This window comes from Sutterella massiliensis, assembly GCF_016899755.1.
Lineage (GTDB): Bacteria > Pseudomonadota > Gammaproteobacteria > Burkholderiales > Burkholderiaceae_F > Sutterella > Sutterella massiliensis.
In genome coordinates this window covers 22,408-49,143 of the sequence record NZ_JACJJC010000014.1, presented here as the reverse complement: position 1 = coordinate 49,143, position 26,736 = coordinate 22,408, and the positions used below count along the sequence as shown (strand labels likewise).

Sequence of the window (26,736 nt, the reverse complement as noted above, 5' to 3'; positions counted from 1 at the left end):
CGACGCAGGCGTTGTTCGATAGTTCGCTACGCCGCGCGCGACGGCAGCTTTCTTTTGGGGCTATGCCGCTTCGGTTCGATTGCGCTCGAGCGGCAAAAAGCCGCTTACGCCGTAGAGCGCCGCGAGCGACTCGAGTTCGGCGGGCATCGCCCGGATAACAAGGTTCGAGCCGCGGCGCTTCGCACACCGAGCAGCCGAAAGCAAAATCGAGAGCATCGTGCTGTCAGCGTGGCGCAGCATCGAGAGGTCGATCACCTCGTCGCCCGCCTCAACCGCACCGAGCACGAGGCGCTTTACTTCGGGAGCCGTTTCGTAGCTCACCCGCTCGAACACAAGCTTCATTCTTTGGCTCCGGGCGACTTCATGCTCGCCGCAAGGCTTTCGCCCTTTTCCTTGAACTGGCGGATCAGACCGTCGACGCCTTCCTGATTGAGGATACTCGCAAACTGCGAGCGGTAGTTCTCAACCATCCAAATGCCTTCGATGTTGACGTCCACAATCTTCCAAGTTTTTTCTTTGGCGCGATAGATGCGGTAGTCGAGGCCCACCGGCTGAGCGGTGCCGCTGCCTTTCATGAGCGTGCGGATCACCATTTCGTCGCGAATGGCCTTCGAGCGCGTCGGACGCAGCTCGACGCGCTGATCGGTCACGTTGGTGAGCGCACCCGAGTAGACGCGCATCAGGAGCAGTTCAAAACCTTCTTCAAGCGCCTTGCGCTGCTCGTCGGTGGCACTGCGCCACTTCGGTCCCACCGTCATGCGCGTCATCATTGTGAAGTCAACCGCGGGCATGATGAGACCGTCGACGAGCTTGCGTACCGCCTCGATGTCGCCGCTCTTGAGCGACTTGTCGCCACGAATGCGATCGAGCACGGCGTTGTTGAGGTCGAGAATGAATTTGAAGGGATCGCCCTTGTCGTCGTAAGGCAGCTCGGCAGCCTGCGCCGCGGGCAGCCCGATCAGGGCGCAGGCACCGAGTGCGGCGCCCAAAAGCGTTCTGCGGTCAATCATGATGTCGTTCCTCGAAATTGTGCGGTCGCAGCGTGCGTCACCGCATTCGACCTCGATCATAAAGCCTTATTCGTCAAACTCGAGCGGCGTGAGCTGCTCGAGCTCTTCTTCCTCGTCAAGCGCTTCGCCGTCGCGAACCAGATTGGCGCGCATCTTGAGGTACGCGTCACGCACGGCCACATACTCGTCGATCGTGCTCTCGCGAATGTTTTCGAGCTGCAGAAGTTGCGCACGACCATCGATAACGGCAACGACAGTGAAGCTCGCGCCGATCCACCAATCTTCGTCCCAGAAGGCGTAAGTGAGCGGACTTGTGCCGAACTCTTCGGCATAACGCGTCACGTCGCGAACGCTCGAGGGACCCATAAAGGGCAGCACGAGGTAGGGGCCCGATGGCACGCCCCAGACGCCGAGCGTCTGGCCGAAGTCCTCTTCGTGGCGCTGCATGCCGATCTTTTCTGCGACGTCGAACATGCCGACGATGCCGAAGGTCGAATTGATGAGGAAGCGGAACACCGACGTGATGCCGTCGTCAACCTTGCCCTGGAGCGTGTTGTTGAGCGCGTTACTCGGCTCAAAAAGATTGTCCGTCATGTTGGTGACTCTGTTGCGGACAATCTCGGGCACCCAGTCGACGTAGGCGGTTGCAACAGGCTTGAGCACCGCTCGGTCGATCGCATCGTTAAAGGCCCACATATTGCGGTTGAACTTCTCGAAGGGGTCGGCCGGATTCTGGCCGGCGTCAGGCGGCACCTGCGCGCAGCCAGCGGCGAGAAGCGCTGCGCCGAGCGCCGCAAAGCGGGCGCGGCCGAAAAGTTTGAGAGCTGTCATCGATTCATCTCCGGTCTCGTTTGCCGTGCGTGCTTACTTCGAGCCGCCTTCTTTCTCTGCCGTCGAATAAAGGAACTGACTGATCAGGGTTTCCAAAACGACGGCCGACTGCGTGCGCGAAATGCGGCTGCCGTCCTGCAGGTTCTCCATATCGGCCCCGGCCTCAAGTCCGACGTACTGCTCGCCCAAAAGCCCCGAAGTGAGGATCTTCGCGGAGGTGTCGGCCGGGAACGGATATGCAGCGTCCATTTCCATCGTTACGCGCGCCTGGAAGATTTCCGGATCAAACACGATCGACTTCACGCGGCCGACAACGACGCCCGCGCTTTTGACGGCCGCGCGAGGCTTCAAGCCGCCGATATTGTCAAACTCAGCCGTCACCATATAGGTCTTGTGCCCGAAGGAGAAGCTTCCGAGGTTGGCTGCCTGCAGCGACATAAAGAGCGCAGCAAGGAAGCCGAGCACAATGAAGAACCCGACCAGAATTTCAAGTGAACGCGTCTTCTGCATGATATTGCTCGTCGTTGCTAAAAAACTAAACAGTCGTAAACATCCAAGCGGTCATGATGAAGTCAAGCGCGAGGACAAGTAAAGAGGAGACGACGACGGTCGTCGTCGTTGCACGGGCGACGCCGTCCGGGGTCGGACGCGCCGTATAGCCTTCGTAAAGAGCCACAAGCGTCACGGCAATGCCGAAAACGACGCTTTTGACAAAGCCGTTCAGAATGTCGTGAAAGACGTCGACTGAGCCCTGCATCTGCGACCAGAAGGCGCCGCTGTCGGTGCCGATGAGACCCACGCCCACGATCCAGGCGCCGACGATGCCGATCGCCGAGAAAACAAGCGCAAGAATCGGCATGGCGACAAGGCCGCCCGCCAGGCGAGGCGCAATCACGTGCCGCAACGGGTCGACGCCCATCATTTCCATGGCGGTGAGCTGCTCACCCGCACGCATCAGGCCGATTTCGGCCGTAAGTGCCGTGCCGGCACGCCCGGCAAAGAGAAGCGCCGTTACGACCGGACCGAGCTCTCGCACGAGCGCGAGCGAGACAAGGACGCCGAGCGCCTCTTCACTACCGTAGCTCACAAGCACGTAATAGCCCTGCAGACCGAGCACGAACCCGACAAAGAGGCCCGAAACGCCGATGATCAAGAGCGAGTAGTTGCCGATAAAGTGAATCTGCTCGATCACGTAGCGCAGCTTCACGCCGCCGAGCCGAACGAACGATGCTGCCGAAAAAATGCCGAAGCGCCCGATGCCGCGAATCGTCTTGAAGACGGCGCGGCCAAGGAGCGCAAAAAAGTCGGCGATGCCCTTCATTGCCCGCCTCCGAATCCGAGATCGGCACCGTAATCGGGCGCCGGATAGTGAAAGCGCACCGGGCCGTCGGGCAGTCCGCCGATGAACTGCTTGACAAACGGGTCGTCCGAGCGCTTGAGCGCTTCGGGCGTGCCTTCGGCGGCGACGCGCTGCGAAGAAATCATGTACACGTAGTCGGCGATCGCAAAGGTTTCGGCCACGTCGTGCGTGACAATAAGCGACGTGGCGCCGAGCGAATCGTTGAGACGGCGAATGAGATTTGCGGTAACGCCCATCGAAATGGGGTCGAGCCCGGCAAACGGTTCGTCGTAGAGAATAAGCGCCGGATCGAGCGCGATTGCGCGCGCAAGCGCCACGCGGCGCGACATGCCGCCCGAAATCTCCGAAGGCATGAGGGGCGCAGCACCGCGCAGTCCGACGGCAGCGAGCTTCATGAGAACGAGGTCGCGAATCGTCTCCTCGTCAAGGTTGGTCTGCTCTCGCATCGGAAAAGCGACATTTTCGAACACGGACATGTCGGTGAAAAGCGCTCCGAACTGAAAGAGCATGCCCATTTTCCGGCGCAGCCTGTAAAGCGAAGCCGTATCGTCGGCATCGACCTTTTCACCGCAGAAAGTCACCGTACCGCTTTGCGGCTTCAAAAGGCCGCCGATGAGCTTCAAGAGTGTCGTCTTGCCCATGCCAGAGCCGCCCATGATCGCAACGACCTGGCCTGCGCCGAAACGCATCGACACGTCCTTGAGGATAAGGCGCGAGCCGTAGCCGAACGTCACACGATCAATCAGCAAAGAATCCTTCATCGTCGTCTCCTCTCAAAGCCCTCGACTCGGCAGATAGCGGACGCTTCTTGCGATCCCGAGCGATTCGAGCACGGGGTCCTCGGGCGAAACGGCGTACTTTTCGAGCACGGCAATCTGCTCGTCGGCAAAAAGCGCCGGACGGCGCTTCTCATAGTCGACAAACACCCATTCCGTCGCGCCGACGAAGATGAGTTCGTCGGCGCGTCGAATGGCGTAGCGGCGCAGACTTGCGGCAGCGCGCCAGCCTTGAATCCAGGAAAACATCTCGAGACGCTCGCCCTCAAAGCTCGGCCGCAGATACTCGACCCAATGCTCGCGGGCAACCCACGTGCGCCCCATCGAGCGCAGCGCGGCAAAGCCCCAGCCAATGGACGCAGCGTGGTGCATGGCGGCATGCTCCATCCACTTCAAGTATTTGCAGTTGTTAACGTGCCCAAGCACATCAATCGACTCCGGGCCGACAACAAATGTCTCGCGATAAATCCTTTCGGTCATTAAAAATCAATCGCGCGGCGTGCCGTAACGGAACACCGCGTCATGCGAATGAACTGAATCCAAAGCCCGGAGGGTACCCTGCACGAGCGCTGAACAAACGTTCAGAACCCGAGGATAAAAAAACGCCCCAAGCATACGATGTGCACAGTCTGCGCGCGCTTCGCCTGCTTCGTAGAGCGTCGCCCCACGACCGTGTTGTGCAAGGCGATTATTTTACGCCAGCCTTACCGTGTGCTGTTGACGACTGTTCAAAAAGAGCAAAGTGTTGCAAAGACGCACCATGGACACTCGGTCATTGCGCAAAGACCGACTCGTATAATGGCCGCTTGAACCGGTCTCGGCGCACCGAGGCCGCCGCCTCAATTCATTCTGCGGGCAAGCGGGTGCCGAGCCGGTCCCGCTCATGCGCTTTTATTGTCTTTTTCTCCCTCCCGATCACCGGTGTCGCCCAGAACGAAAAAAACCGCACGCACTGCTGCGCGCCGCTCGCGCGTCGGCACTTTTTTCAAATGGCTTGCAGGCCTCTGCGCGGCAGGGCTTGCCGCCGGCGTGCTCCTCGCAGTTTTCATTTTTGCCTTCATTTATCGACAGCTGCCGCCGATCGATACGCTGACGGACTATCGACCGAAGGTGCCGCTTCGCATCTGGAGCGCTGACGGCAAGCTGATTGGCGAATTCGGCGAAGAGCGCCGCGACTTCGTGCACCTCAATGAGATCCCCGAGCACGTCAAAAATGCCATTTTGAGCGCCGAAGACGCCGACTTCTACGAGCACCCCGGGATTGAAATCACCGGGATCGCGCGCGCGGCCGTCATCAACCTCCTCACGGGGCGCCGCGCCCAAGGCGGCTCGACCATCACGCAGCAGGTTGCCAGAAACTTCTTTCTCACCTCGGAGAGAACGTACACGCGCAAGCTCTACGAGATCGCCATGTCCTTCAAGATCGAAAGTCAGCTCACGAAGGACCAGATTCTCGAGATCTACATGAACCAGATCTACCTCGGGCAGCGAGCCTACGGCTTCTCGAGCGCCGCGCGCACGTACTTCGGCCGACCGCTTGCGGAACTTAGCGTGGGAGAGGCGGCTACGCTCGCGGGGTTGCCAGTCGCGCCCTCGGCCTACAACCCGATCGTGAACCCGACGCGCGCGACGATGCGCCGCAACTATGTACTGCGCCGCATGTACGACCTCGGCCACATCGACGAACTCACCTACCAAAGCGAAAAGGCGCAACCGATGCAGACGCGCCGCGTCGCTAATGCCGAAGAGCGTGTCATGGCGGGCGACAAAGACGACAAGGTCACCGCGCACTATGCCGCCGAGCTAGCGCGCATGCTCGTTTACGACATCTTCGGCGACGAAACTTATACGCGCGGTCTGAATGTCTACACGACCATCAATACGGCAGACCAGCTCGCCGCGGTCGAAGCCGTGCGCCGGCACCTCATCGCTTACGACCGCAAGTACGGCTACCGCGGCCCCGAAGGATTCGTCGACGTAAGCAAGCCCGAAGAACGCGCCAAGGCGATCCGCACCGCGCTCTCGCGCACGGCCTCCTCGCCCTTCATGCTGCCCGCGGTCGTTCTTGAAGCGTCCCCGAAGAAAGTCGTTGCCGCCATTTCCGCCAATGAAACCGTGGAGCTTGACGACGAGAGCTACCGCTTCGGGCGCCGGCACCTTGCCGCCAAGCCCGGCAAGAATATCGATCCAATCCGACCCGGTTCGATCATCCGCGTCATGCGACGCGAATCGGGCAAGGGCAAAAAGAAGAAGCTCGGCTGGACGCTCGCGCAGGTGCCGCGCGTCGAGACGGCGTTCGTTTCGGCAAACTTCAATACGGGCGCAGTCAATGCGCTCGTCGGCGGGTTCGACTTCAACCTCAACATGTTCAACCACGTCACGCAGGCGTGGCGCCAGCCCGGTTCGAGCTTCAAGCCGTTCATTTATTCGGCCGCGCTCGACAAGGGGTTCACGATGTCGACCGTCGTCAACGATGCGCCGATTTCGATTGACCCGAAGCTCACGGGCAATCGCCTTTGGGAACCGCGCAACTACGAGAACAGGTTTGACGGCCCGATGCCGCTATACCGCGCACTCGAGCGCTCGAAGAACCTTGTATCGATCCGTGTGATGCAGGCGATCACGCCGCAGTACGTGCAGCAGTACATCACGCGCTTCGGCTTCTCGCCCAAGGACCACCCGGCCAACCTCCCGATGGCGCTTGGTGCGGGCAGCGTCACGCCTTGGCAGATGCTCGGCGCCTATACGGTCTTTGCCAACGGCGGCTACCGCGTGCTGCCGTACCTGATCGACCGCGTCACGGACGCCGACGGCAGAACGCTCATGCAGGCGACGAACCGCCAGGCGGGCGACGAATCCATTCGCGCGATCACGGAACGCAACGCCTACATCATGAATACGCTGCTGCACGGCGTCGCCGTTCGCGGAACGGCCGCCCGCGCGACGCGAGAACTCAAGCGCGGCGACATCGCGGGCAAAACGGGCACGACGAACGACAGTCACGACGCGTGGTTCTGCGGCTATTCGGGCAACCTCGTCGGCGTGAGCTGGATGGGTTACGACAACCCGAAGCCCCTGGGGTCGCGCGAAACCGGCGGCGGCCTTGCACTGCCGATCTGGATCGACTACATGCGCTCCGCGCTCAAGGACGTCCCCGAAACGGTGCGCGTGCAGCCCGATTCCGTCGTCGAACGCGGCGGACTTCTCTACTACCGCGATCCCGTGAAGGGCGTTCTCCCCGAAGAGGGTGCCGCCTCGAGCGAAGACGTCAACAGAGAGACGCGCGAGCTCGTTCGAGACCAGATCTTCTGAGTGCTCGCCAGTCAAAATGCCCCGCCCGATCGATGCAATCCGGCGGGGCTTTCTTTTGCAGGGGGCACTAATAAAAATTGCCGCACCGCCCGCAAAAGCAGATCGCCTGCGGCAATAGAATGAAAGCTTGCTTGGGCGGTCAGCCGCGCAGGCGGGCCACGGCAGACTCGGCAGCCGCAAGGAGCGTGCCGCCCGTTTTCGGATCGATCCAACCCTCGGGACGCATCTCGAAATGCAGCCCGCCGAAGTGCGATGCGAGCCAGATTTCGCGCATCGGCGTCTGAATGTTCACGACGACCTGCGCGCCCGACTCGAGTTCGATCGTCAGCACGTTGCCGCTGCGGGTACAGTCGAGGTCATCATACTCGGCCTCAAGCGCGTCCTGCAGCGCTTCGAGCGCTTTGTCTGCCGCAGCAAGAAAAGTCGTCTCATCCATTTTTTCCCTCTTCGTCATGATCAAAAAAACCGTTTTCCTCGGCGCGATTGCCGCCATCCTGAGTCTCACGCTCGCGGGCTGCGGCCTCAAGGGCGACCTTTACATGCCGGGCGACGAGCCCGACGCCGTCCAAAGAGGATTCTGAGTCATGCACGCATCGAATCCCGCCCGAGAGCATAGCGAAAGCGAACCGCTTGCGCAGGGCTTCGGCCGACCGACGCCCGACGGCACGCTCTGGTGCGAGGGCGTTTCGCTCGAAGAAATCGCGCGCCGCTTCGGCACGCCGACCTACGTCTACTCCAAAGCGATGATCGAATCGCGCTTTGCCGCGTACGACCGGGCCTTTGGCGAAACCCCGCACCTTGTCTGCTACGCAGTCAAAGCCAATGCGGCCCTTGGCATTCTCGAGACGCTCGCAAGCCGAGGCGCCGGATTCGACACCGTGAGCGGCGGCGAAATTCTCAAAGCCGTCGCTGCGGGAGCCGACCCGAAGAAAATCGTCTTTTCGGGCGTCGGCAAATCGCGGCCGGAAATCGCGCTTGCGCTCTTTGCGGGCATTCGATGCTTCAACATCGAAAGCATTGAAGAACTCGAACGCATTGAGGCAGAAGCCGCTCGTCTCGGGCGCCGCGCACCGATCGCCGTGCGCGTGAATCCGGATGTCGATCCGCACGTTGAAGAACGAATCGCGACCGGACTCGGCACCTCGAAGTTCGGCGTCGATCGCGACGACGTATTGCCGCTCTATCGCCGCGCCCGCGAACTGCCGCACGTCGAAATTGTCGGCATTTCCTGCCACATCGGCAGCCAAATCCAGTCGACCGAGCCTTACCTGTGCATGGTCGAAGTGCTCGCCGACATTGTTCGTCAGCTGCACGCCGAAGGCATTGTTCTGAAGCACATCGATTTCGGGGGCGGTGCGGGCGTTGCCTACCGCGAGGGCGAAAAAACACTCCCGCCCGGCGAGCTCGTCAGTGCGCTCGTTGAAAAAGCGCGCGAGGTGCTCCCCGGTGAAGCGCTCACCTACCTCATCGAACCCGGCCGCTCCATTGTGGCCGAAGCGGGCGTACTCCTCATGCGCGTTGAATTTTTGAAGCACGCGCGTGCGGGCGCGCGCTACGCCATTGTCGACGCCTCAATGAGCGAACTGCTCCGCCCGGCACTCTACGGCGCTTGGCACGAAATCGAGCGCGTGGGGAGCGCCGCCGCGCAAACGGAACTGCCGATTTCCATCGCAGGGCCGGTATGCGAATCGACCGATATCCTCGGGCGCAACCGCATCATCGCCACTTTCGACAACGACCTGCTCGTTGCGCGAACGGCAGGCGCCTACGGCATGTCCATGGCTTCCAACTACAATTCGCGTCCACTGCCCTTTGAAGTCCTTGTTTCGGGCGATCGGGTCGAACCGCTGCAAAAGCGCCGCCAAACGCCGCTCGATCTCATTGAGGCGCAACGCTCCCTCCTTGATAAATCCGCGGCGGGCGAAGCGCGGGAACGCGCAGCGGCTCTTTATGAAGAAACGGCCGCGTTTGTTCGCTTCATGAAGGAGAGCCTCGAGCGAACGTAAATTTCTAGGGGCCGATCGCTCGGGTGGGGGTCGGCTTTGACTTACAATGACTCAACGCCGGACTTCTGCCATGCAAGTGCTAGAAGCTCGGCGTTTTTTGCGTGTGCATCGCGCACGCAATGCCAATCCACACTTTCCTGCGCGGATTCCCCAAGCGCCTGCGGCCCAAGCGGAATCCTCTCCATTTTTAGAGAGGTCATAGGCATGCATATCGAAAACACCGTTCGACTCGATTTCAAGGATGTTCTTATCCGTCCGAAGCGCTCGACGCTCACGAGTCGAAGTGAAGTCGACATCACCCGCGAATTCAAGTTCCTGCACTCTAGCGAGAAGTATCACGCGATTCCGATCATCGCGGCAAATATGGATACGACGGGTACCTTCGAGATGGCGCAGGCGCTCGGCAAACACGGTCTGTCAACGGCGCTGCACAAGCACTATACGATCGATGAGTACGTCGCGTTCTTCAGCCGTCTGGAAGAAAAGCACACCGCCTTCTACTCGCTCGGCATCGGCGACGGCGACTGGCAGAAGTTCTGTGAGACCATGCGCCGCGCCCCGCAGGGCGCCATCCGCTATGTCTGCATTGACGTGGCAAACGGCTACACGGAGGCGTTCGTCGCGTTCGTACGCAAGGTGCGCGACACCTATCCTGATCTCGTCATCATGGCGGGCAACGTCGTGACGGGCGACATGACCGAAGAGCTTCTGCTCTCGGGCGCCGACATCGTCAAGGTCGGCATCGGCCCGGGCTCCGTCTGCACGACGCGAAAGATGACGGGTGTTGGCTATCCGCAGCTTTCCGCCGTCATTGAGTGCGCGGACGCTGCGCACGGCTTGGGCGGGCGCATCTGCTCGGACGGCGGCTGCACGGTCCCGGGCGACATTGCCAAGGCCTACGGCGGCGGCGCCGACTTCGTGATGCTCGGCGGCATGCTCGCCGGTCACAATGAAGCGGGCGGCGAAACCGTTGAAGTCGACGGCAAGTTCTTTAAGCGTTTCTACGGCATGAGCTCCAAGGACGCCATGGACAAGTACGCCGGGGGCGTGGCGAAATACCGTGCCGCCGAAGGCAAGTCGGTGCTGCTGCCCGCACGCGGCCCTGTCGAGCCGACCGTGCAGCAGATTCTCGGCGGCGTTCGGTCGGCGTGCACCTATGTCGGTGCCCGCCGCTTGAAGGAGCTCACGATGCGCACGACGTTCGTGCGCGTCTCCATGCAGACAAACGACATCTTCGGCAAAAGTGCCTGATTGCCGAAGGAAATCTGTAACCGCGCACAAGACCGCTTCGAAATGACCACCGATTGAAGCGGTTGCGCCGCAAGGCCGCTACGCATCGCCCGATGCGCCGCGGTCTTTTTTCGTTCTCTCGCCGGCTTTATTTCGCGCTTTCCTTTGCAATGCGCTCTCGTCTAGGCCAAACAACCGATGCCGCCCGAGCACCTAGCGTCTTAAGCTCGTTCTTGTTTCAGCAACCTTCGGAGGCCCCGACATGACGATAAATATGAACGACTTCATCCGAACGAACGGCGAGCTTGCGCAAGCCGTCTTTGACGAAATTCGCGCGATTTCCGCTTCGCCGGCCCCCGGACGCGGCGTCACTCGCTTGGGCTACGGTCCCGTGGAAACGGCCGTCATGGCGCGACTCGAAGAAAAAGGGCGAGAACTCGGCCTCGAAATCTCGCACGACCTGGCGGGCAACCTTTGGATGACGGTGCCGGGCGAAGACCGCACACTGCCCGCACTCGTCTGCGGCAGTCACGCCGACAGCGTCTTTGACGGCGGCAATTATGACGGCCTTGCCGGCGTTGCTGCGGCACTTCTCGCCGCAAAAACCATGAAGGCGCAGGGCTTTACGCCGAAGCGCGATTTCTGCGTCGTCGTGCTTCGCTCGGAGGAGCAGGGCCTCATCGGCTCGAAGGCCATGATGGGGAAACTGAGCGAAGAAGATCTCGACCGCCGCTGGCGCCCGGACGCGCCAACGCTCGGTGAATCGATCGCCGCCTGCGGCATCGATCCCGCCCCCCTTGTCTCAGGCAAACCTGTCGTCGATCCGAAGCGCATCGCCGCCTTTATGGAGCTGCACATCGAACAGGGGGTTCGTCTCGACATGCCCGAAGGGCCGCGTGTCGCGATCGTCACGGGCATCCGGGGACTCGTTTGGCACCGCACGATCGAGTGCGTCGGCACGACTGCGCATGCCGGCGCAATCGACTATCCGTACCGAAAGGACGCACTCGCTGCCAGCATGGCATTTCTCACGCACATGCACGAGCGCTGGGCGGACCGCGTTGCGCGCGGCGAAGACCTTGTCTTCACGACAGGCATCCTGCGCACACCCGATGCGGGGACCTTCAACAAAATTCCGGGTTACGTCGCGTTCAGCCTCGACGCGCGTTCACTCTCGAACGAGACGCTTTCGAGCTTCTACGATGAGTATCGACGCGAAGCACAGCGCTTCGGCGAAGCCTACGGCGTTGAGTTCCGCTTCGACCCGGTCGGCCGCCTCGTTGCCCAGAAGAGCTCGAGCGAACTAATCGGCCGTCTGCACCGTGCTGCCGACGAGCTCGCCGTTCCCGTCATTGAAGAGCCTTCGGGCGCGGGACACGACGCGCAGACTTTCGGTCTTGAAGGCATCCCCTTTGCGATGCTCTTCGTCTCGAACCAGAACGGTTCGCACAACCCCGACGAAGCCATGCGCATGGAAGACTTCCTTGCGGGTGCTGCGATTTTGACGCGCGCTGCCATCGACTTCGATCGCTGATTGCGAGCCGACCAAGCGAAGCTTCCGCACATCTTCGGCGGCGGCCGACCGTGCCGCCGCCGATTGGTCGAAATGCTCAAGCGCCCGAGTAATACCGCAAGCGAGCGCCAATCGCCGCCCTCAAACACACGGCAAATGCGCTCTCACGCCGCAAAATAAAGTCATCAGAAAACGGCGCCGCCCGCTCGCGGCGTGGTGCGCAAGGACACTAGGGAGAACAAAAATGATTTTGAAAAAAGTGGCGGCCCTCTTCCTTACTGCCGGACTTGCCGTCGGACTCGCCGGCTGCGGCGACGACGGCGCAAAGAACACGGCCCCTGCAGCCGAAGCGGTCAAAACCATCAAGGTTGGCGTCTCGCCCGTGCCGGGCGGTGACCTTATGAAGGAAATCGCACCCGTTCTTGCCAAGGAGGGCGTCAAGCTCGAGTCGATCGAGTTCAGCGACTACATTCAACCGAATCTCGCGCTCGCAGATGGCTCGCTCGACGCGAATCTCTTCCAGCACAAACCCTACATGGACGACTTCGCCAAAGAGCACAATCTCAAAATTGAATCGCTCGTACCGGTCTTCATCGCGCCGATCGGCATCTACTCGAAGACGCTCAAGACGCCGACAGATATCGCCGAAGGCGGTTCGGTCGCCATCCCGAACGACCCGACGAACGGCAGTCGTGCGTTGCTGCTGCTCGAGCACGCAGGCCTCATCAAACTCGCTGCCGATGCGCCCTTTCTCAAGTCCCCCGCGGACATCGTCGACAACCCGAAAAAACTTCGCTTTATTGAAGTCGAAGCCGCACAGCTCCCCCGTTCGCTTGAAGACGTAGCGCTTGCCGTCATCAACTGCAACTTCGCGCTCGGCGCGGGCCTCAATCCGATCAAGGACGCCATCGCAATCGAAGCCAAGGATTCGCCCTACGCCAATATCGTTGCGGTGCGCACCGGCGAGGGGACGCGTCCCGAACTTCAGGCACTGAAGCGAGCGCTCACTTCTGCCGAGATCAAGAAATTCATTGAAGAAAAGTACCAGGGATCGCTCATCCCGACTTTCTAACCGACCGACTCTGCGTAAAAGTCCATCAAACGCCCTGCCTGCTCCGTGCCGGCGGGGCGTTTTTCTTACAATGCTCGCGTAACGGGCCGCTAAGCTTACGCGCCTAGCATTTCCCCAAAACCAACTTGCAAGAGAACGACTTGAGCATCTTCGACTCCGCACGCTTTGAAATCTCCGCCGCCAAGCTCTCGGGCCTTCCCCCCGAACGCATGCCCGAAATTGCTTTCGCGGGGCGATCCAACGCCGGCAAATCCACCACTATCAACGTACTGACGCGTCAGACGCGCCTCGCCTTTTGGTCAAAGACGCCCGGACGGACGCAGCTCGTCAACTTCTTCACGCTCTCGAGAAAGCGCCCTGAGGGCGGCCGCGAACAGGTCGGCTACCTCGTGGACCTGCCGGGGTACGGCTTTGCAAAGACACAGGAAGCCGTACGCAAGTCCTGGTCCGACCTCGTCGGGGGCTACATCGCCAAGCGCCGCTCGCTCGCTGGGCTGGTCGTCGTCATGGACGCTCGCCGTCCCTTTATGCCGACGGATGAATGGCTGATCGAATTCATGCGTGCACGGCCCGAAGTCAAGATGCACTGGCTACTCAACAAGTCCGACCAGCTCAAAACGATGCAAAAACGCGAAACGCTTCGCATGGCGAAAAAACGCGCTGCCGAGTTCGGTCCGAATGTAACCGTACAGCTCTTCTCCGGCCTCAAAAAAGATGGCACCGAAGAGCTTGCCGAAGTCCTGCGCGGGTGGCTTGCACTCAGCGATGCAGAACCGACCGCACCGCTCGAAGTGCTCGGAACGGCGACCGAAGCAAAGGACTAACATCTTCTTACCGAGTCGAAACGACCCGCATTACTTTCTCAACAAACGAGGCATTCGAAATGCAGACTCTTGGTTCCTACCCGTCCGTGCGCATGCGCCGCATGCGTCACGACGATTTCTCCCGCCGTCTGATGCGTGAAAACGTCGTCACGCCCAACGACCTCATCCTTCCGGTCTTCGTGATGGAGGGCGTCAGCCGCCGTGATCCGGTGAAGAGCATGCCCGGCGTGGAACGCCTCACGATTGACGAGCTGCTGAAAGTGGCAGGTGAATGCGTCGAACTCGGCATTCCGATGATCGCGCTCTTCCCGCACATTGAAGACGAATTGAAGACGCCCGACGGCCGCGAGGCTGCCAATCCCGACGGTCTGATTCCGCGTGCTGTCAAGGCGCTCAAGGCCGCCTATCCGCAGCTCGGTGTCATGTGCGACGTTGCGCTTGACCCCTACACGACGCACGGTCAGGACGGCCTCATTGACGAAACGGGCTATATCCTCAACGACGAAACGATCGAAATGCTCGTCAAGCAGGTGATGGCGCAGGTCCAGGCAGGCGCTGACGTCGTTGCCCCCTCAGACATGATGGACGGCCGCATCGGCATCATCCGCAAGAAGCTTGAGGAAGAAGGCTATATCCACACGCGGATCATGGCTTATTCGGCCAAGTACGCCTCTTCCTACTACGGTCCTTTCCGCGACGCCGTGGGTTCAGCTTCGAACCTCGGTCGCTCGAACAAAGCCGTCTATCAGCAGGATCCCGCGAACACGAACGAAGCGCTCTGGGAAGTGGGGCTCGACCTCGCCGAAGGCGCCGATATGGTGATGGTTAAGCCTGGCGTCCCCTACCTTGATGTGCTCTGGCGCGTTAAGCAGGAGTTCGGTGCGCCCACCTTTGCCTATCACGTCTCGGGTGAATACGCGATGATCAAATTTGCCGCCCAGGCAGGCGCGATCGATGAAAAGAAGGTCACGTTTGAAACGATGGTCTGCTTCAAGCGTGCGGGCGCCGACGGCATTCTCACTTACTGTGCGCTTGACGTCGCGCGCTGGATCAAGGAAGGCTACAACTACTGATCCTGCGCCGCTAAAGTGACACGCACCTGACAAAACGGCTGCCGAACGATTCGGCAGCCGTTTTTGTTTTTTAGCGTAATCGAGCGCCTGATTGGCTCAAAAGTCGCCCTGCCAACGCCGCAACAGGCGACCGTCCTTCTTGGTCGGGCGTCCCCGCTTGATGAAGGACGCCGGCTCAGCGGCGATTTCACGCTGCGCTTTCATTTTTTCGCGAGCAAGGCGACTCTCCTCGGTTTCGCGGTAGAGCGCCTGAGCCTGCGAGGCGGGACCACGCTGATTCGAAAGCCCCTCAACATAAACGACGAAGACCTCCGGTCCGCGGTGAATCTCGAGGCGATCGCCTACACGCACATCGCGCGATGGTTTAATTCGTGCGCCGGCAAGGAGCACACGTCCGAGAGACACTTCGTCCTGCGCGATGGAGCGTGTTTTAAAAAAACGAGCCGCCCAGAGCCATTTGTCGATGCGCATGCTGTCCATAGAGAACCTCTCGAAATATCGATACAAGAAAGCCCGTCGACGACAGTGCGGCGGCGGGCTTATCTGGCCAAAAGGGCTAAGGCGAATTATTCAGCCTTGGCTTCTTCAGCGGGTGCTTCAACGGCTTCGACCGCTTCGGCGCGTTCAACGAATTCCATGTAGGCCATCGGGGCGTTGTCGCCAACGCGGAAGCCCATCTTGAGGATGCGGGTGTAGCCGCCGTTGCGGTTCGCAAAGCGCGGACCGATTTCGTTGAAAAGCTTCACGACGACTTCGCGATCGCGAAGGCGATTGAAAGCGAGACGCTTGTTGGCAACCGTCGGTTCCTTGGCGAGCGTGACGAGCGGTTCGACAACGCGGCGAAGTTCCTTGGCCTTCGGCAGCGTCGTGCGGATGGCTTCGTGCTTGATGAGCGAGCAGGCCATGTTGCGGAGCATGGCGAGACGGTGGGAGGTCGTGCGGTTAAGCTTGCGCTGGCCGTGACGATGACGCATTTTCTTCAGTTCCTATAAATCTATTAAATGGGGATCGCTCGAAAGCTTCGGGCGATCGATGCTGCCCGCCCTGTCAATCTTCTATCTCCGCAACGCGGAGCGGTCAGGTAAAGGCAACAAAGGCGCGATTTTAAAGAATCGCGCCTTGTGAATCAAGCCGAAGGGCCGATCAATTTTCGAATCTTATCGACGATCGGTCGTGCCCATGGCGCCGTTCGTAGCGGGCGGCCAGTTCTCAAGCTTGGAGCCGAGCGTAAGACCGTGCGCAGCGAGGACTTCCTTGATTTCGTTGAGCGACTTGCGACCGAGGTTCGGCGTCTTGAGAAGCTCGTTTTCCGTGCGCTGGATGAGGTCGCCGATGTAGTAGATGCTTTCGGCCTTCAGGCAGTTGGCGGAACGAACCGTCAGTTCGAGATCGTCGACAGGACGCATGAGGATCGGATCGAGCGGCGGCGGATTGGTCGAGGACTTGTCTTCCTGAGCATCCTTCTGAGCGGCATCCTGGTGGATGGTGCCGAAGACGGCGAGCTGATCCTGCAGAATGCGGACGGATTCGCGCAGCGCTTCTTCAGGCGAGATGGCGCCGTTCGTTTCGATCGTCATTTCAAGCTTGTCGAGGTCGGTACGCTGCGCAACGCGGGCGGCGAGAACCTGATAAGCAACGCGGCGAATCGGCGAGAAGGAAGCGTCCATGATGATGCGGCCGATCGTCGACTTGGAGTAGTCGTCGCGGAAACCGCGCACGTCGCCAGGCTGATAGCCGCGACCCTTTTCGATCTTAACCTGCATTTCGAGGCGGCCGCCCGAGAGGTGCGCGATGACGTGTTCGGGATTGAGGACTTCAACTTCGTGGTTGAGGTCGAAGTCGGCCGCCGTGACAACGCCTTCGCCGTCCTTGCGCAGCATGATCGTGACTTCGTCACGATTGTTGAGCTTGAAGACGACGCCCTTGAGGTTCAGGAGAATGTCGACCACGTCTTCGAGGACGCCGTCGATCTGGGAGTATTCGTGAACAATGCCCGTGATCTGAGCTTCAGTAGGCGCGTAGCCGACCATGGAGGAAAGGAGGATGCGGCGAAGCGCGTTGCCGAGCGTGTGGCCGTAGCCGCGCTCGAACGGTTCGAGCGTAATAACGGCGCGATTGGGGTTCTGCTGGTCAATTTCGACTTCAACAGACGTCGGCTTCAGAAGAGCAGTGTTAGCCATGTGTTGTGATTTCCTATCAATACCCTCGGCTCGTTACACCGATAAGGCTGAGCGCAGTCAACGGGGAGCGCGCAGGGCGCCGCTTTCAGCGCTGCGAAACCGAAAGCGTTGCGATTGTATCGCAACCTGCGACGGAAGTCGCGCGAGCGAGTGCAGAAAGCTATCTGCACCTTCGCAAAAAAAGAAAAACGGCCGGGTAACCGACCGTTCTTCTTGGAGGTGCGTGTGGGCGCACATTTTTCCAAAGCTGCGGCAGCAGACGCACTACGTCGAACTGCCGGAGCCGATGCACTACTTTGCGGATTAACGCGAGTAGCGTTCGATGATCAGCGCTTCGTTGATTTCCGGAGCGACTTCGTCGCGAGCCGGAACGTTCTTGAAGGTGCCTTCGAACTTCTTGGGTTCAACGGAGACCCAGCCCGGGAAGCCGTTCTGCTGAGCGAGATCGAGGGCTTCGAGGATGCGGGTCTGCTTCTGGGCCTTTTCGCGAATCGAGATCACGTCGCCGGCCTTAACCGAGTACGACGGGATGTTGACCTTGCGGCCGTTCACGAGGATGGCGCCGTGGCTGACGAGCTGACGGGCTTCCGCGCGGGTCGAACCGAAGCCCATGCGGTAGACGACGTTGTCAAGACGGCTTTCAAGAAGCTGAATGAGACGTTCGCCGGTGTTGCCGCGCAGACGAGCGGCTTCAGCGAAGTAACGACGGAACTGTCGTTCGAGAACGCCGTACATGCGCTTGGCCTTCTGCGTTTCACGCATCTGGTTGCCGTAGTCGGACATGCGGGCTCCGGAAATCTTGCCGTGCTGGCCCGGCTTGGAACCGACGTCCTTGACTTTCGACTCAAACGAACGACGGGCGCTCTTCAGATTCAGGTCAATGCCTTCGCGGCGCGAAAGCTTGAGCTTGGGACCGAGATATCGTGCCATTTAAAAATGCCTCTCTTATCCTGTAGGACTCCCTACATTCAGTTCGTTCTGCCTCAGTTATGCAGAGCGAACGCGGGATTCAACAGAAATTTTTCAATTGATTAGACGCGGCGGCGCTTGGAAGGACGAACGCCGTTGTGCGGGATCGGCGTGACGTCCTGGATGGAGGTAACGCGGATGCCGAGCGCATTGAGCGCACGCACAGAAGATTCGCGGCCGGGACCAGGGCCCCAAATGCGAACTTCGACGTTCTTCAGACCATGTTCGAGGGCGATCTTGCCGGCCTGGTCGGCAGCGACCTGAGCGGCGAACGGGGTCGACTTACGCGAGCCCTTGAAGCCCTGAGCACCGGAGGACGACGCAGCGATGGCGTTGCCCTGGCGGTCGGTAATCGTGATGATGGTGTTGTTGAAGGATGCGTGAACGTGAGCGATACCTTCGGTCACGACCTTGCGAACCTTCTTGCGGCCGCGAAGCGCAGCCTTGGAATTGTTGCCAGCCATAGCTATCCTTTAATTACTTCTTGAGCGTCACACCAACCTTGCGCGGGCCCTTACGGGTGCGAGCGTTGGTACGAGTGCGCTGGCCGCGGCAGGGAAGACCGCGACGATGGCGCATGCCACGGTACGTGCCGAGGTCGATCAAGCGCTTGATCGACAACTGGACTTCACGACGGAGGTCGCCTTCAACCGTGAACTGCGAAACAGCGTCGCGAACGCGTTCGAGTTCGGCGTCGGTGAGATCCTTGACCTTCTTGGAATTGGGGATGCCGCACTGTTCGAGAATCAGGCGAGCACGGGAACGGCCGATGCCATAGATGGCGGTGAGACCGATTTCGGCGTGCTGCTGCGGCGGAATGTTGATACCGGCGATACGAGCCATTCTGTTACCTCTTTAGCCTTGACGCTGCTTGTGACGCGGGTCGCTGCAGATCACGCGGACAACGCCCTTGCGCTTGATGATCTTGCAGTTGCGGCACATTTTCTTGACTGAAGCTCTAACCTTCATTCTTAACTCCACATGCTCTAAAGCATGGAAAAACGTTGCCCACACGGCAGGAAAGCTCCGAATAATACTAGAGTTTCACTGCACGATGCAAGTCGCCGCAGCGTAGTGCTTCTGCGGTGACCTGTTTTTTTCAGGAAAATGCAGGGCGCACCCGTTCCGGACGCGCCCTGCCTTTTATTTCGGCCGCCTTTGAGGCAGCACGCTCTCTTGACTGCGGAATTACTTCCGAGAGAGGCCGCGGAAGTTGGTCTTCCGCAGGAGATTTTCGTACTGGTGCGACATCATGTACGCCTGAACCTGACTCATGAAGTCCATCGTCACAACGACCACAATCAACAGCGAGGTGCCGCCGAAATAGAACGGGACGTTGAAGCGAAGGTTGAGGAATTCAGGGACAAGGCACACGAAGACGAGGTACGCAGCACCACCGAGCGTGAGGCGAAGAAGCACACGGTCGATGTAGCGCGCGGTCTGTTCACCCGGGCGAATACCAGGGATGAACGCACCGCCCTTCTTCAGATTCTCCGCCGTTTCCTTCGGATTGAAAACAAGAGCCGTATAGAAATAGGCAAAGAAAATGATGAGCGCAGCGTAAAGCAGCGTGTAAAGCGGTTGACCAGGCGAAAGAGAAGCTGCGAGGTCGCGGATCCAGCGGGTCGAATCACCAGAGGTGAACCAGCCAGCGAGAGTCGCCGGGAACAGAATCAGCGAAGAAGCAAAGATCGGGGGAATAACACCCGACATGTTCATCTTGAGCGGCAGGTACGAACTCTGACCGCCGTAGATTCGGTTGCCGATCTGACGCTTGGCGTAGTTGACGGTGATGCGGCGCTGACCGCGTTCGACAAAGACCACAAAGGCAGTGACGGCCAGGACAATCGCGATCACGAAGATGGCGGCAAGGGGGCTGATGGCGCCCGTCGAAACGAGCTGGAACAAGCCGCTCGCACCGTTCGGGAGACCGGCCACAATACCGGCAAAAATGATGATCGAGATACCGTTGCCGAGACCACGCTCGGTAATCTGCTCGCCGAGCCACATCAGGAACATCGTTCCCGTCAGCAGAGAAACCGTGGTCGTGATCCGGAACATAAAGCCCGGATCAAGAACCAAACCGGCCTGCGTTTCGAGAGCGACGGCGATGCCGAAGCCTTGGAAAAGACCGAGCGCAAGCGTCCCGTAACGGGTGTACTGCGTGATCTTTCTGCGGCCCTGCTCGCCTTCTTTTCGAAGTGCTTCAAGCGACGGCAGCACATACGAGAGCATCTGGAAAATAATCGATGCAGAAATGTACGGCATGATGCCGAGCGCGAAGACCGAAAAGCGCGAGAGCGCACCGCCGGAGAACATGTTGAACAGCCCGAGAATGCCGCCCTGCTGCTGATTAAACAGCTGTTTGAGCATATCGGGATCGATACCCGGCACCGGCACATGCGCACCGATGCGGTACACAACAAGCGCGAGCATCAGGAAGATGAGGCGACCCTTGAGGTCGCCGTACTTGCTGAGGCCGCTTTGCTGTTTAGAGCTGGGGCTGGTCGCCACGTCCTATCCTCTTTGCAAGCGTTGCTGTCTTACTCGGCGATGGAGCCGCCAGCCGCTTCGATAGCGGCGCGAGCGCCCTTGGTGACGCCGAGACCGCGCACGGTAACCTTGCGGGAGATTTCACCCGAAAGGATCACGCGAGCATTCTGAGCGAGCGACGAAACGATGCCGGCTTCCTTGAGCACGAGCAGATCGATTTCGTCAACGCCGAGACGCTGCAGATCGGAGAGGCGAACAACTTCGCAGAACTGGCGCGAGCGCGACGTAAAGCCACGCTTCGGCAGACGACGATACATCGGCATCTGGCCGCCTTCGAAGCCGACCTTGTGGAAGCCGCCGGCACGGGACTTCTGCCCCTTGTGACCGCGGCCGGCCGTCTTGCCCCAACCGGAGCCGACGCCGCGACCGACGCGGTGCGCGACTTTCTTCGAGCCCTCAGCGGGCTTGATCGTATTCAAACGCATTTGGGTCATCCTTTGATCAGTCGACGCGAACGAGGAACGCGACCTTATTGATCATGCCGCGCACGGCGGGCGTGTCTTCGACAACGCGCGTCTGGCGGATCTTCTTCAGCCCGAGGCCGCGAACGCAAGCGCGATGCTCCTTGTTCGTGCCGATGGGGCTCTTAACCAGCGTGACCTGGAGGGTCTTCTTTTCGGACATGTTCAGTCTCCCGATTAGCCGAGAAGCTCTTCGACCGACTTGCCGCGCTTGGCCGCGATTTCAGCGGGCGAGCGAAGGTTGTCGAGCGCGTTGAGCGTCGCACGGACCAGGTTGTACGGGTTGGTCGAGCCGTAGGCCTTAGCAACGACGTTGCGGATGCCGACAGCGTCGCAGACGGCACGCATCGGGCCGCCAGCGATCACGCCGGTGCCTTCGGGCGCCGGCATCATGATCACGCGGGAAGCGCCGTGACGGCCTTCAACGGCGTGATGCAGCGTACCGTTCTTGAGCGGGACGCGCTTCATCGTGTGACGAGCACGTTCCATCGCCTTCGAAACGGACTGCGGCACTTCGCGGGACTTGCCCGTGCCCATGCCGATGGAGCCATCGCCGTCGCCGACAACCGTCAGCGCCGCGAAGGCGAGAATGCGGCCGCCCTTGACGACCTTGGTGACGCGGTTGACCGCGATCATCTTTTCACGCAGGCCGTCGTCCTGTTCGTCGACCGCGTTTCTACCTTGAACCTTAGCCATTTACCAGCCCCTGATTAGAACTTGAGGCCAGCTTCGCGCGCGGCCTGAGCAAGCGCGGCGACGCGGCCGTGGAAACGGTAGCCGGAACGGTCGAAAGCGCAGGTTTCAATACCGGCAGCCTTCGCCTTCTCGGCCAGACGGGCGCCAACGATCTTGGCAGCAGCGATGTTGCCGCCACGACCAGAGACGTTCGCGAGCTGAGCGCGCACTTCGGGTTCGACCGTAGAGGCCGAAACCAGCGTACGGCCGTTGTCGGCCGAAATGATGCTGGCGTAGATGTGCAGGTTGGTACGATGGACCGTCAGGCGATCGACCTTCTGCAGCAGAATGCGGGCGCGCGTGGCGCGGGCACGGCGCAAGCGGCTTTGTTTCTTGTTGATCATCTTCTAACGTCCCGATTACTTCTTCTTGGTTTCCTTGATCACGACGTGCTCGTTCGCATAGCGGACACCCTTGCCCTTGTAGGGTTCGGGCGAGCGGTACGCGCGGATCTCGGCAGCAGTCTGACCGACGACCTGCTTGTTGGCACCCTTGATCACGATTTCCGTCTGGCTGGGCGTTTCAACCTTGATGCCCTTCGGCATCTGGTGAACGATCGGGTGGGAGAAGCCGAGCGAAAGGTTCAGCTTGTCACCCTGAGCCTGGGCACGATAGCCCACGCCGACGAGCGCGAGACGCTTTTCGAAGCCGACCGAGCAGCCCTTGACCATGTCGTTGACGAGGGCACGCATCGTGCCGACGTTGGCGTTGGCTTCGCGGGTTTCGGCGAGCTGTTCGAAGTGGAGGTGGCCATCGGCTTCCGTCACCTTCACATCCTTGAGGATGTGCATCGAGACTTCGCCGATCGGGCCCTTCACCGTGATGTTTTCATCGCTGAGCGTGCAGGTCACGCCCTTGGCGATGGCAACCGGAATCTTAGCAATACGACTCATTTCTCACTCCTCGGCTTAGGCGACGTAGCAAAGAACTTCGCCGCCGACGCCGGCAGCACGGGCCGCGCGGTCGGTCATCACACCCTTCGGGGTCGAAACGATCGCGATGCCGAGACCGTTCATGACCTGGGGGATGTTCTCGTGGTTCTTGTAGATGCGAAGGCCAGGACGCGAGACGCGTTCGAGGCGTTCGATCACGGGACGGCCGGCATAGTACTTGAGCGTAACGGTGAGCTCGGGCTTGCCGTTGTTGGCCGCAACTTCGAAGTTTTCAATATAGCCTTCGTCTTTAAGGACCTTGGCAATGGCGACCTTCAGCTTGGAGGAAGGCATGGCCACTTCGGCCTTATCGACCATCTGACCGTTGCGGATGCGGGTCAGCATGTCGGCGATCGGATCACTCATACTCATTGTCGTAATCTCCTCGCTTACCAGCTAGCCTTCACGAGGCCGGGAATGTCGCCGCGCATGGCAGCGTCACGGATCATCTCGCGGCACAGACCGAACTTGCGGAAGTTGCCGCGGGGACGGCCGGTGATCGCGCAGCGGTTGTGCAGGCGGACCGGGCTCGCGTTGCGGGGAAGCTTTTCGAGCTTCGCACGGGCTTCCAGACGTTCGTCCATGGAGCGGGTAGCGTCGTTGATGATTGCCTTGAGGGCGGCGCGCTTGGCCGCGAACTTGGCCACGGTGGCGCGGCGCTTGGCTTCGCGGTTAATAAGAGCAAGTTTTGCCATTTTGCGTCAACCTCAGTTGCGGAACGGGAAGTTGAAACCGGCGAGAAGCGCCTTGGCTTCTTCGTCCGTCTTCGCCGTCGTGGTAATCGAAATGTTCATCCCGCGGAGCGCGTCGATCTTGTCGTACTCGATTTCCGGGAAGATGATCTGTTCCTTCAGGCCGATGTTGTAGTTGCCGCGACCGTCGAAGGCACGACCCGAAACGCCGCGGAAGTCGCGAACGCGCGGGAAGGCGATGGTGATGAGACGATCGAGGAAGTCGTACATGCGTTCGCCGCGAAGCGTAACCATGCAGCCGATCGGCATGTTTTCACGGATCTTGAAGTTCGCGATGGCCTTGCGCGTGCGAGTGATCACGGGCTTCTGGCCGGCAATCTTCGTCATGTCGTTGAGAGCGTTCTCAACAAGCTTCTTGTCGTTGACGGCTTCACCGACGCCCATGTTGAGCGTGATCTTGGTGATGCGCGGAACCTGCATGACGGTCTTGTAGCCGAACTTCTTCATCAGTTCGGGGACAATGGTGTCGTGATAAAGAGAACTAAAACGAGACATCGTCACCCTCATTAGGCCTTGGCGCCGACTTCGGCACCGTTCGACTTGAACACGCGAACCTTCTTGCCGTCGACAATCTTGAAGCCGACGCGGTCGCCCTTGCCCGTTTCCGGGTTGACAAGCATGACGTTGGACTGATCGATCGGCATGGCCTTGTCGATGAGACCGCCTTCGATCCCGAGAGCCGGGTTCGGACGAACAGCCTTCTTGACAACGTTGACGCCCTCAACGATCACGTGACGATCATCGACGCGGGAGAGGACCGTGCCCTTCGTGCCCTTGTCGCGACCAGCGATGACGACCACCTGGTCGCCCTTACGAATGCGCTGCATTTCTTCTCCTGGTTTTAGATAACTTCGGGAGCGAGCGACACGATCTTCATGAACTGCTCGGTACGCAGTTCACGAGTCACCGGCCCGAAAATACGGGTGCCGATCGGCTCGAGCTTGTTGTTGAGGAGAACGGCGGCATTGGCGTCGAAGCAGATCTTCGAACCGTCCGGACGACGGACGCCGCTGGCGGTACGAACCACAACAGCGTTGTAGACTTCGCCCTTCTTGACACGGCCGCGCGGAGCAGCTTCCTTGACAGTCACCTTGATGACGTCGCCGATGTTGGCATAACGGCGCTTGGAGCCGCCCAACACCTTGATACACATCACTGAACGAGCGCCGGTATTGTCGGCGACGTCCAGTCGGCTTTGCATCTGAATCATGGTTTGAAAAATCCCAACTTATTCCACATTAGCGGATAGTATTGGTCCCGTTTCGGGAAGACAGGTTGCAAACGAACCCATTCCGAAGCCCAGCATCGCGCAGGGGAAACGGGCTCAATCGCCACCCAAGAAATGTTGTCGCCCGGAACACCACCTGGGGTCTTCCGGGCGACGGCTTGCAAATATAACTGAGTGCTCAGAAGCTTTGCAAGCGAATTAGCGAAATATTTTTCGCTTCGGCTGTATTAAAGGACAACGGCCTTTTCGAGAACCTTCGTCACAGTCCAGGACTTCGTCTTGGAGAGCGGACGGCATTCAGCGATTTCAACCTTGTCGCCTTCCTGGCAGCCGAATTCGTCATGAGCGTGATACTTCTTGCTCTTGACGACGTACTTGCCGTAGAGAGGGTGCTTGACCTTGCGTTCAACAAGGACCGTCACCGTCTTCTCCATCTTGGCGCTGGTGACCACGCCCTGGAGGGTGCGGGTCAGCTTTTCAGTGCTCTGTTCCGTCATTTCGTGGTCGCCTTTTCAGTGAGGATCGTGCGAACGCGCGCGATGTCGCGACGCGTCTGACGCAGCGAAGCCGTGTTCTGAAGCTGCTGGGTGGCCTTCTGCATGCGCAGCTTGAAGTGCGTCTTCAGAAGATCCTGCAGTTCCTGGTTGAGCGCGGCCACATCCTTGGCGCGCAGTTCCTTAGCGTTCATGTCCGTGTCTCCTTCAATTACATGCCGACCTGGCGGACAACGAACGTGGTCTTCACGGGCAGCTTGGCAGCTGCGAGCGCGAAGGCTTCGCGGGCGAGCTGTTCGTCCACGCCGTCCATTTCGTAGAGCACGCGGCCCGGCTGGACCAGCGCAACCCAGTATTCAGGATTGCCCTTACCGTTACCCATACGGACTTCGGCAGGCTTCTTCGAAATGGGCTTGTCCGGGAAGATACGAATCCACACGCGGCCGCCGCGCTTGATGTGGCGCGTGATGGCACGACGAGCGGCTTCAATCTGACGGGCCGTGATGCGGCCGCGTTCAAGCGTCTTGAGACCAAATTCGCCGAACGAAACGTTGGCGCCGCGCGTAGCGAGGCCGTAGTTGCGGCCCTTCTGGTCCTTGCGGTACTTACGACGATTAGGCTGCAGCATCGTTATTCTCCGTCCTTAGCAGCCGGCTTGCGAGCAGCGCGGTCCTGCTTCTGATCGTTGCGGCGGGCATTGCCGCGGCGAGCACCGGGCTTGCCGGCGCGGTCGTTGCGGCGGCCGCGGCGGTCTTCGCGCGGAGCCGGCGCTTCGATCGCCTCAGCGGCACCGAGGTTGTCGCCCTTGTAGACCCAAACCTTAACGCCAATGACGCCGTACGTCGTACGAGCTTCGGAGAAGCCGTAGTCGATGTTGGCGCGAAGCGTCTGCAGAGGCACGCGGCCTTCACGGTACCATTCGGCACGGGCGATGTCGGCGCCGTTGAGACGGCCGGACGACATGACCTTGATGCCCTGGGCGCCGAGGCGCATGGCGTTCTGCATGGCGCGCTTCATCGCGCGGCGGAACATAACGCGCTTTTCGAGCTGCTGCGTGATGCCGTCGGCAATCAGCTGAGCGTCGAGTTCGGGACGACGAACTTCTTCGATGTTGACGTGAACGGGCACGCCCATCATCTTCTGAACTTCAGTCTTGAGCGCTTCGATGTCGGCCCCCTGCTTGCCGATTACGATACCCGGACGAGCCGTGAAGATCGTGATACGGGCATTGTTAGCCGGACGTTCGATAAGAATACGGCTCACGCTCGCGTTGCGAAGCTTCTTGATGAGGAAGCTGCGGACCTTCAGGTCTTCCTGAAGGGTCTTCGGATAGTCACGGCCGATCGCATACCAGCGCGACGTCCAATTGCGCGTAACGGGAAGACGGAAGCCGGTGGGATTAATTTTCTGACCCATGGTAATTCA

The 26,736-nt window shown here is 59.9% G+C and carries 38 protein-coding genes; 8 read left to right on the top strand and 30 right to left on the bottom strand.

Annotated features, from left to right (window positions below):
* Positions 1 to 60 precede the first annotated feature (60 nt).
* From H6A60_RS08980 to H6A60_RS08950, 7 genes are all read right to left on the bottom strand, one after another.
* Positions 61 to 342: an STAS domain-containing protein gene (locus H6A60_RS08980; RefSeq protein WP_205103689.1), complete on the bottom strand. Its 282-nt coding sequence runs from the start codon at positions 340 to 342 to the stop codon at positions 61 to 63.
* Positions 339 to 1,010 carry an MlaC/ttg2D family ABC transporter substrate-binding protein gene (locus H6A60_RS08975; RefSeq protein ID WP_239477677.1) on the bottom strand — a complete coding sequence of 224 codons (672 nt, stop codon included), beginning with the start codon at positions 1,008 to 1,010 and terminating at the stop codon, positions 339 to 341. The genes H6A60_RS08980 and H6A60_RS08975 overlap by 4 nt, the downstream gene beginning before the upstream one ends.
* Before the next feature lie 66 nt (positions 1,011 to 1,076).
* Entirely contained in the window at positions 1,077 to 1,841 is a 765-nt protein-coding gene (locus H6A60_RS08970; RefSeq protein ID WP_205103688.1) for an MlaA family lipoprotein, read from the bottom strand.
* Between the two features lie 33 nt (positions 1,842 to 1,874).
* Positions 1,875 to 2,354: an outer membrane lipid asymmetry maintenance protein MlaD gene (mlaD, locus tag H6A60_RS08965; protein WP_439145080.1), complete on the bottom strand. Its 480-nt coding sequence runs from the start codon at positions 2,352 to 2,354 to the stop codon at positions 1,875 to 1,877.
* A gap of 22 nt (positions 2,355 to 2,376) precedes the next feature.
* On the bottom strand, positions 2,377 to 3,162 hold the full coding sequence (mlaE, locus tag H6A60_RS08960; protein ID WP_205103684.1) for a lipid asymmetry maintenance ABC transporter permease subunit MlaE: 786 nt from the start codon (positions 3,160 to 3,162) through the stop codon (positions 2,377 to 2,379).
* On the bottom strand, positions 3,159 to 3,962 hold the full coding sequence (locus H6A60_RS08955; RefSeq protein ID WP_205103682.1) for an ABC transporter ATP-binding protein: 804 nt from the start codon (positions 3,960 to 3,962) through the stop codon (positions 3,159 to 3,161). The genes mlaE and H6A60_RS08955 overlap by 4 nt, the downstream gene beginning before the upstream one ends.
* 12 nt (positions 3,963 to 3,974) lie before the next feature.
* Positions 3,975 to 4,457, bottom strand: a complete 483-nt coding sequence (locus H6A60_RS08950) for an acyl-CoA thioesterase (RefSeq protein ID WP_205103681.1) — start codon at positions 4,455 to 4,457, stop codon at positions 3,975 to 3,977.
* A 441-nt stretch (positions 4,458 to 4,898) separates the two neighbouring features.
* Between H6A60_RS08950 and H6A60_RS08945 the strand changes: the two genes are divergently transcribed.
* Positions 4,899 to 7,289 (top strand): PBP1A family penicillin-binding protein, encoded by a 2,391-nt coding sequence (locus H6A60_RS08945; protein ID WP_205103679.1) that lies wholly within the window; start codon positions 4,899 to 4,901, stop codon positions 7,287 to 7,289.
* 139 nt (positions 7,290 to 7,428) lie between these two features.
* Here H6A60_RS08945 and cyaY read toward each other — a convergent pair whose 3' ends face one another.
* Positions 7,429 to 7,725 carry an iron donor protein CyaY gene (cyaY, locus tag H6A60_RS08940; protein ID WP_205103677.1) on the bottom strand — a complete coding sequence of 99 codons (297 nt, stop codon included), beginning with the start codon at positions 7,723 to 7,725 and terminating at the stop codon, positions 7,429 to 7,431.
* 16 nt (positions 7,726 to 7,741) lie between these two features.
* Here cyaY and lptM point away from each other — a divergent pair, with 16 nt between their 5' ends.
* From lptM to hemB, 7 genes are all read left to right on the top strand, one after another.
* On the top strand, positions 7,742 to 7,870 hold the full coding sequence (gene lptM, locus H6A60_RS08935) for an LPS translocon maturation chaperone LptM (protein ID WP_205103675.1): 129 nt from the start codon (positions 7,742 to 7,744) through the stop codon (positions 7,868 to 7,870).
* 3 nt (positions 7,871 to 7,873) lie between these two features.
* Complete coding sequence (lysA, locus tag H6A60_RS08930) at positions 7,874 to 9,295, top strand: diaminopimelate decarboxylase (protein ID WP_205103673.1); 1,422 nt, start codon at positions 7,874 to 7,876, stop codon at positions 9,293 to 9,295.
* Positions 9,296 to 9,499: 204 nt separating this feature from the next.
* Positions 9,500 to 10,546 carry a GMP reductase gene (locus tag H6A60_RS08925; protein WP_205103671.1) on the top strand — a complete coding sequence of 349 codons (1,047 nt, stop codon included), beginning with the start codon at positions 9,500 to 9,502 and terminating at the stop codon, positions 10,544 to 10,546.
* Positions 10,547 to 10,787: 241 nt separating this feature from the next.
* On the top strand, positions 10,788 to 12,059 hold the full coding sequence (locus tag H6A60_RS08920) for a hydantoinase/carbamoylase family amidase (RefSeq protein WP_239477675.1): 1,272 nt from the start codon (positions 10,788 to 10,790) through the stop codon (positions 12,057 to 12,059).
* A 223-nt stretch (positions 12,060 to 12,282) separates the two neighbouring features.
* A complete protein-coding gene (locus H6A60_RS08915; RefSeq protein WP_205103670.1) occupies positions 12,283 to 13,110 on the top strand; it encodes a MetQ/NlpA family ABC transporter substrate-binding protein in 828 nt (275 codons plus the stop codon).
* 140 nt (positions 13,111 to 13,250) lie between these two features.
* A complete protein-coding gene (yihA, locus tag H6A60_RS08910) occupies positions 13,251 to 13,934 on the top strand; it encodes a ribosome biogenesis GTP-binding protein YihA/YsxC (protein ID WP_205103668.1) in 684 nt (227 codons plus the stop codon).
* Positions 13,935 to 13,993: 59 nt separating this feature from the next.
* Positions 13,994 to 15,007, top strand: a complete 1,014-nt coding sequence (hemB, locus tag H6A60_RS08905) for a porphobilinogen synthase (RefSeq protein WP_205103665.1) — start codon at positions 13,994 to 13,996, stop codon at positions 15,005 to 15,007.
* Between the two features lie 96 nt (positions 15,008 to 15,103).
* Here the strand turns inward: hemB and H6A60_RS08900 are convergent, their stop codons facing one another.
* The 22 genes from H6A60_RS08900 to rpsC all read right to left on the bottom strand — a co-directional run bounded on the left by H6A60_RS08900 (position 15,104) and on the right by rpsC (position 26,727).
* Complete coding sequence (locus tag H6A60_RS08900) at positions 15,104 to 15,487, bottom strand: RNA-binding S4 domain-containing protein (RefSeq protein ID WP_205103663.1); 384 nt, start codon at positions 15,485 to 15,487, stop codon at positions 15,104 to 15,106.
* Positions 15,488 to 15,573: 86 nt separating this feature from the next.
* Complete coding sequence (gene rplQ / locus H6A60_RS08895; RefSeq protein WP_205103660.1) at positions 15,574 to 15,981, bottom strand: 50S ribosomal protein L17; 408 nt, start codon at positions 15,979 to 15,981, stop codon at positions 15,574 to 15,576.
* A 183-nt stretch (positions 15,982 to 16,164) separates the two neighbouring features.
* The gene (locus tag H6A60_RS08890; RefSeq protein ID WP_205103658.1) at positions 16,165 to 17,187 is read right to left on the bottom strand and encodes a DNA-directed RNA polymerase subunit alpha; all 1,023 of its coding nucleotides are present in this window, start codon (positions 17,185 to 17,187) and stop codon (positions 16,165 to 16,167) included.
* Between the two features lie 303 nt (positions 17,188 to 17,490).
* Complete coding sequence (gene rpsD / locus H6A60_RS08885; protein WP_205103655.1) at positions 17,491 to 18,117, bottom strand: 30S ribosomal protein S4; 627 nt, start codon at positions 18,115 to 18,117, stop codon at positions 17,491 to 17,493.
* Between the two features lie 101 nt (positions 18,118 to 18,218).
* Positions 18,219 to 18,620 carry a 30S ribosomal protein S11 gene (gene rpsK, locus H6A60_RS08880; RefSeq protein ID WP_205103646.1) on the bottom strand — a complete coding sequence of 134 codons (402 nt, stop codon included), beginning with the start codon at positions 18,618 to 18,620 and terminating at the stop codon, positions 18,219 to 18,221.
* A gap of 13 nt (positions 18,621 to 18,633) precedes the next feature.
* Positions 18,634 to 18,999: a 30S ribosomal protein S13 gene (rpsM, locus tag H6A60_RS08875; protein ID WP_205103639.1), complete on the bottom strand. Its 366-nt coding sequence runs from the start codon at positions 18,997 to 18,999 to the stop codon at positions 18,634 to 18,636.
* A 12-nt stretch (positions 19,000 to 19,011) separates the two neighbouring features.
* Positions 19,012 to 19,125, bottom strand: a complete 114-nt coding sequence (gene rpmJ / locus H6A60_RS08870; protein WP_205103637.1) for a 50S ribosomal protein L36 — start codon at positions 19,123 to 19,125, stop codon at positions 19,012 to 19,014.
* 219 nt (positions 19,126 to 19,344) lie between these two features.
* The gene (gene secY / locus H6A60_RS08865) at positions 19,345 to 20,670 is read right to left on the bottom strand and encodes a preprotein translocase subunit SecY (protein WP_205103635.1); all 1,326 of its coding nucleotides are present in this window, start codon (positions 20,668 to 20,670) and stop codon (positions 19,345 to 19,347) included.
* A gap of 29 nt (positions 20,671 to 20,699) precedes the next feature.
* Entirely contained in the window at positions 20,700 to 21,134 is a 435-nt protein-coding gene (gene rplO / locus H6A60_RS08860) for a 50S ribosomal protein L15 (protein ID WP_205103633.1), read from the bottom strand.
* Positions 21,135 to 21,150: 16 nt separating this feature from the next.
* On the bottom strand, positions 21,151 to 21,333 hold the full coding sequence (gene rpmD / locus H6A60_RS08855; RefSeq protein WP_205103631.1) for a 50S ribosomal protein L30: 183 nt from the start codon (positions 21,331 to 21,333) through the stop codon (positions 21,151 to 21,153).
* A 14-nt stretch (positions 21,334 to 21,347) separates the two neighbouring features.
* Positions 21,348 to 21,866, bottom strand: a complete 519-nt coding sequence (gene rpsE, locus H6A60_RS08850; RefSeq protein ID WP_205103629.1) for a 30S ribosomal protein S5 — start codon at positions 21,864 to 21,866, stop codon at positions 21,348 to 21,350.
* Positions 21,867 to 21,880: 14 nt separating this feature from the next.
* Positions 21,881 to 22,249 carry a 50S ribosomal protein L18 gene (gene rplR / locus H6A60_RS08845; RefSeq protein ID WP_205103627.1) on the bottom strand — a complete coding sequence of 123 codons (369 nt, stop codon included), beginning with the start codon at positions 22,247 to 22,249 and terminating at the stop codon, positions 21,881 to 21,883.
* Between the two features lie 15 nt (positions 22,250 to 22,264).
* Entirely contained in the window at positions 22,265 to 22,798 is a 534-nt protein-coding gene (gene rplF, locus H6A60_RS08840) for a 50S ribosomal protein L6 (protein WP_205103624.1), read from the bottom strand.
* Positions 22,799 to 22,813: 15 nt separating this feature from the next.
* Positions 22,814 to 23,209 (bottom strand): 30S ribosomal protein S8, encoded by a 396-nt coding sequence (rpsH, locus tag H6A60_RS08835; protein WP_205103622.1) that lies wholly within the window; start codon positions 23,207 to 23,209, stop codon positions 22,814 to 22,816.
* A 17-nt stretch (positions 23,210 to 23,226) separates the two neighbouring features.
* Entirely contained in the window at positions 23,227 to 23,532 is a 306-nt protein-coding gene (gene rpsN, locus H6A60_RS08830) for a 30S ribosomal protein S14 (protein ID WP_205103620.1), read from the bottom strand.
* Between the two features lie 12 nt (positions 23,533 to 23,544).
* Positions 23,545 to 24,084 carry a 50S ribosomal protein L5 gene (rplE, locus tag H6A60_RS08825; RefSeq protein WP_205103613.1) on the bottom strand — a complete coding sequence of 180 codons (540 nt, stop codon included), beginning with the start codon at positions 24,082 to 24,084 and terminating at the stop codon, positions 23,545 to 23,547.
* Between the two features lie 11 nt (positions 24,085 to 24,095).
* Positions 24,096 to 24,416 (bottom strand): 50S ribosomal protein L24, encoded by a 321-nt coding sequence (gene rplX, locus H6A60_RS08820; RefSeq protein WP_205103611.1) that lies wholly within the window; start codon positions 24,414 to 24,416, stop codon positions 24,096 to 24,098.
* Between the two features lie 14 nt (positions 24,417 to 24,430).
* Entirely contained in the window at positions 24,431 to 24,799 is a 369-nt protein-coding gene (gene rplN, locus H6A60_RS08815) for a 50S ribosomal protein L14 (protein ID WP_205103609.1), read from the bottom strand.
* 245 nt (positions 24,800 to 25,044) lie between these two features.
* The gene (rpsQ, locus tag H6A60_RS08810) at positions 25,045 to 25,314 is read right to left on the bottom strand and encodes a 30S ribosomal protein S17 (RefSeq protein WP_205103607.1); all 270 of its coding nucleotides are present in this window, start codon (positions 25,312 to 25,314) and stop codon (positions 25,045 to 25,047) included.
* Positions 25,311 to 25,505, bottom strand: a complete 195-nt coding sequence (gene rpmC, locus H6A60_RS08805) for a 50S ribosomal protein L29 (protein WP_205103605.1) — start codon at positions 25,503 to 25,505, stop codon at positions 25,311 to 25,313. Before rpmC ends, rpsQ begins: the two co-directional genes overlap by 4 nt.
* Positions 25,506 to 25,522: 17 nt before the next feature.
* The gene (gene rplP / locus H6A60_RS08800) at positions 25,523 to 25,939 is read right to left on the bottom strand and encodes a 50S ribosomal protein L16 (RefSeq protein ID WP_205103603.1); all 417 of its coding nucleotides are present in this window, start codon (positions 25,937 to 25,939) and stop codon (positions 25,523 to 25,525) included.
* 2 nt (positions 25,940 to 25,941) lie between these two features.
* Positions 25,942 to 26,727 carry a 30S ribosomal protein S3 gene (gene rpsC, locus H6A60_RS08795; protein WP_205103595.1) on the bottom strand — a complete coding sequence of 262 codons (786 nt, stop codon included), beginning with the start codon at positions 26,725 to 26,727 and terminating at the stop codon, positions 25,942 to 25,944.
* Positions 26,728 to 26,736: the final 9 nt, after the last annotated feature.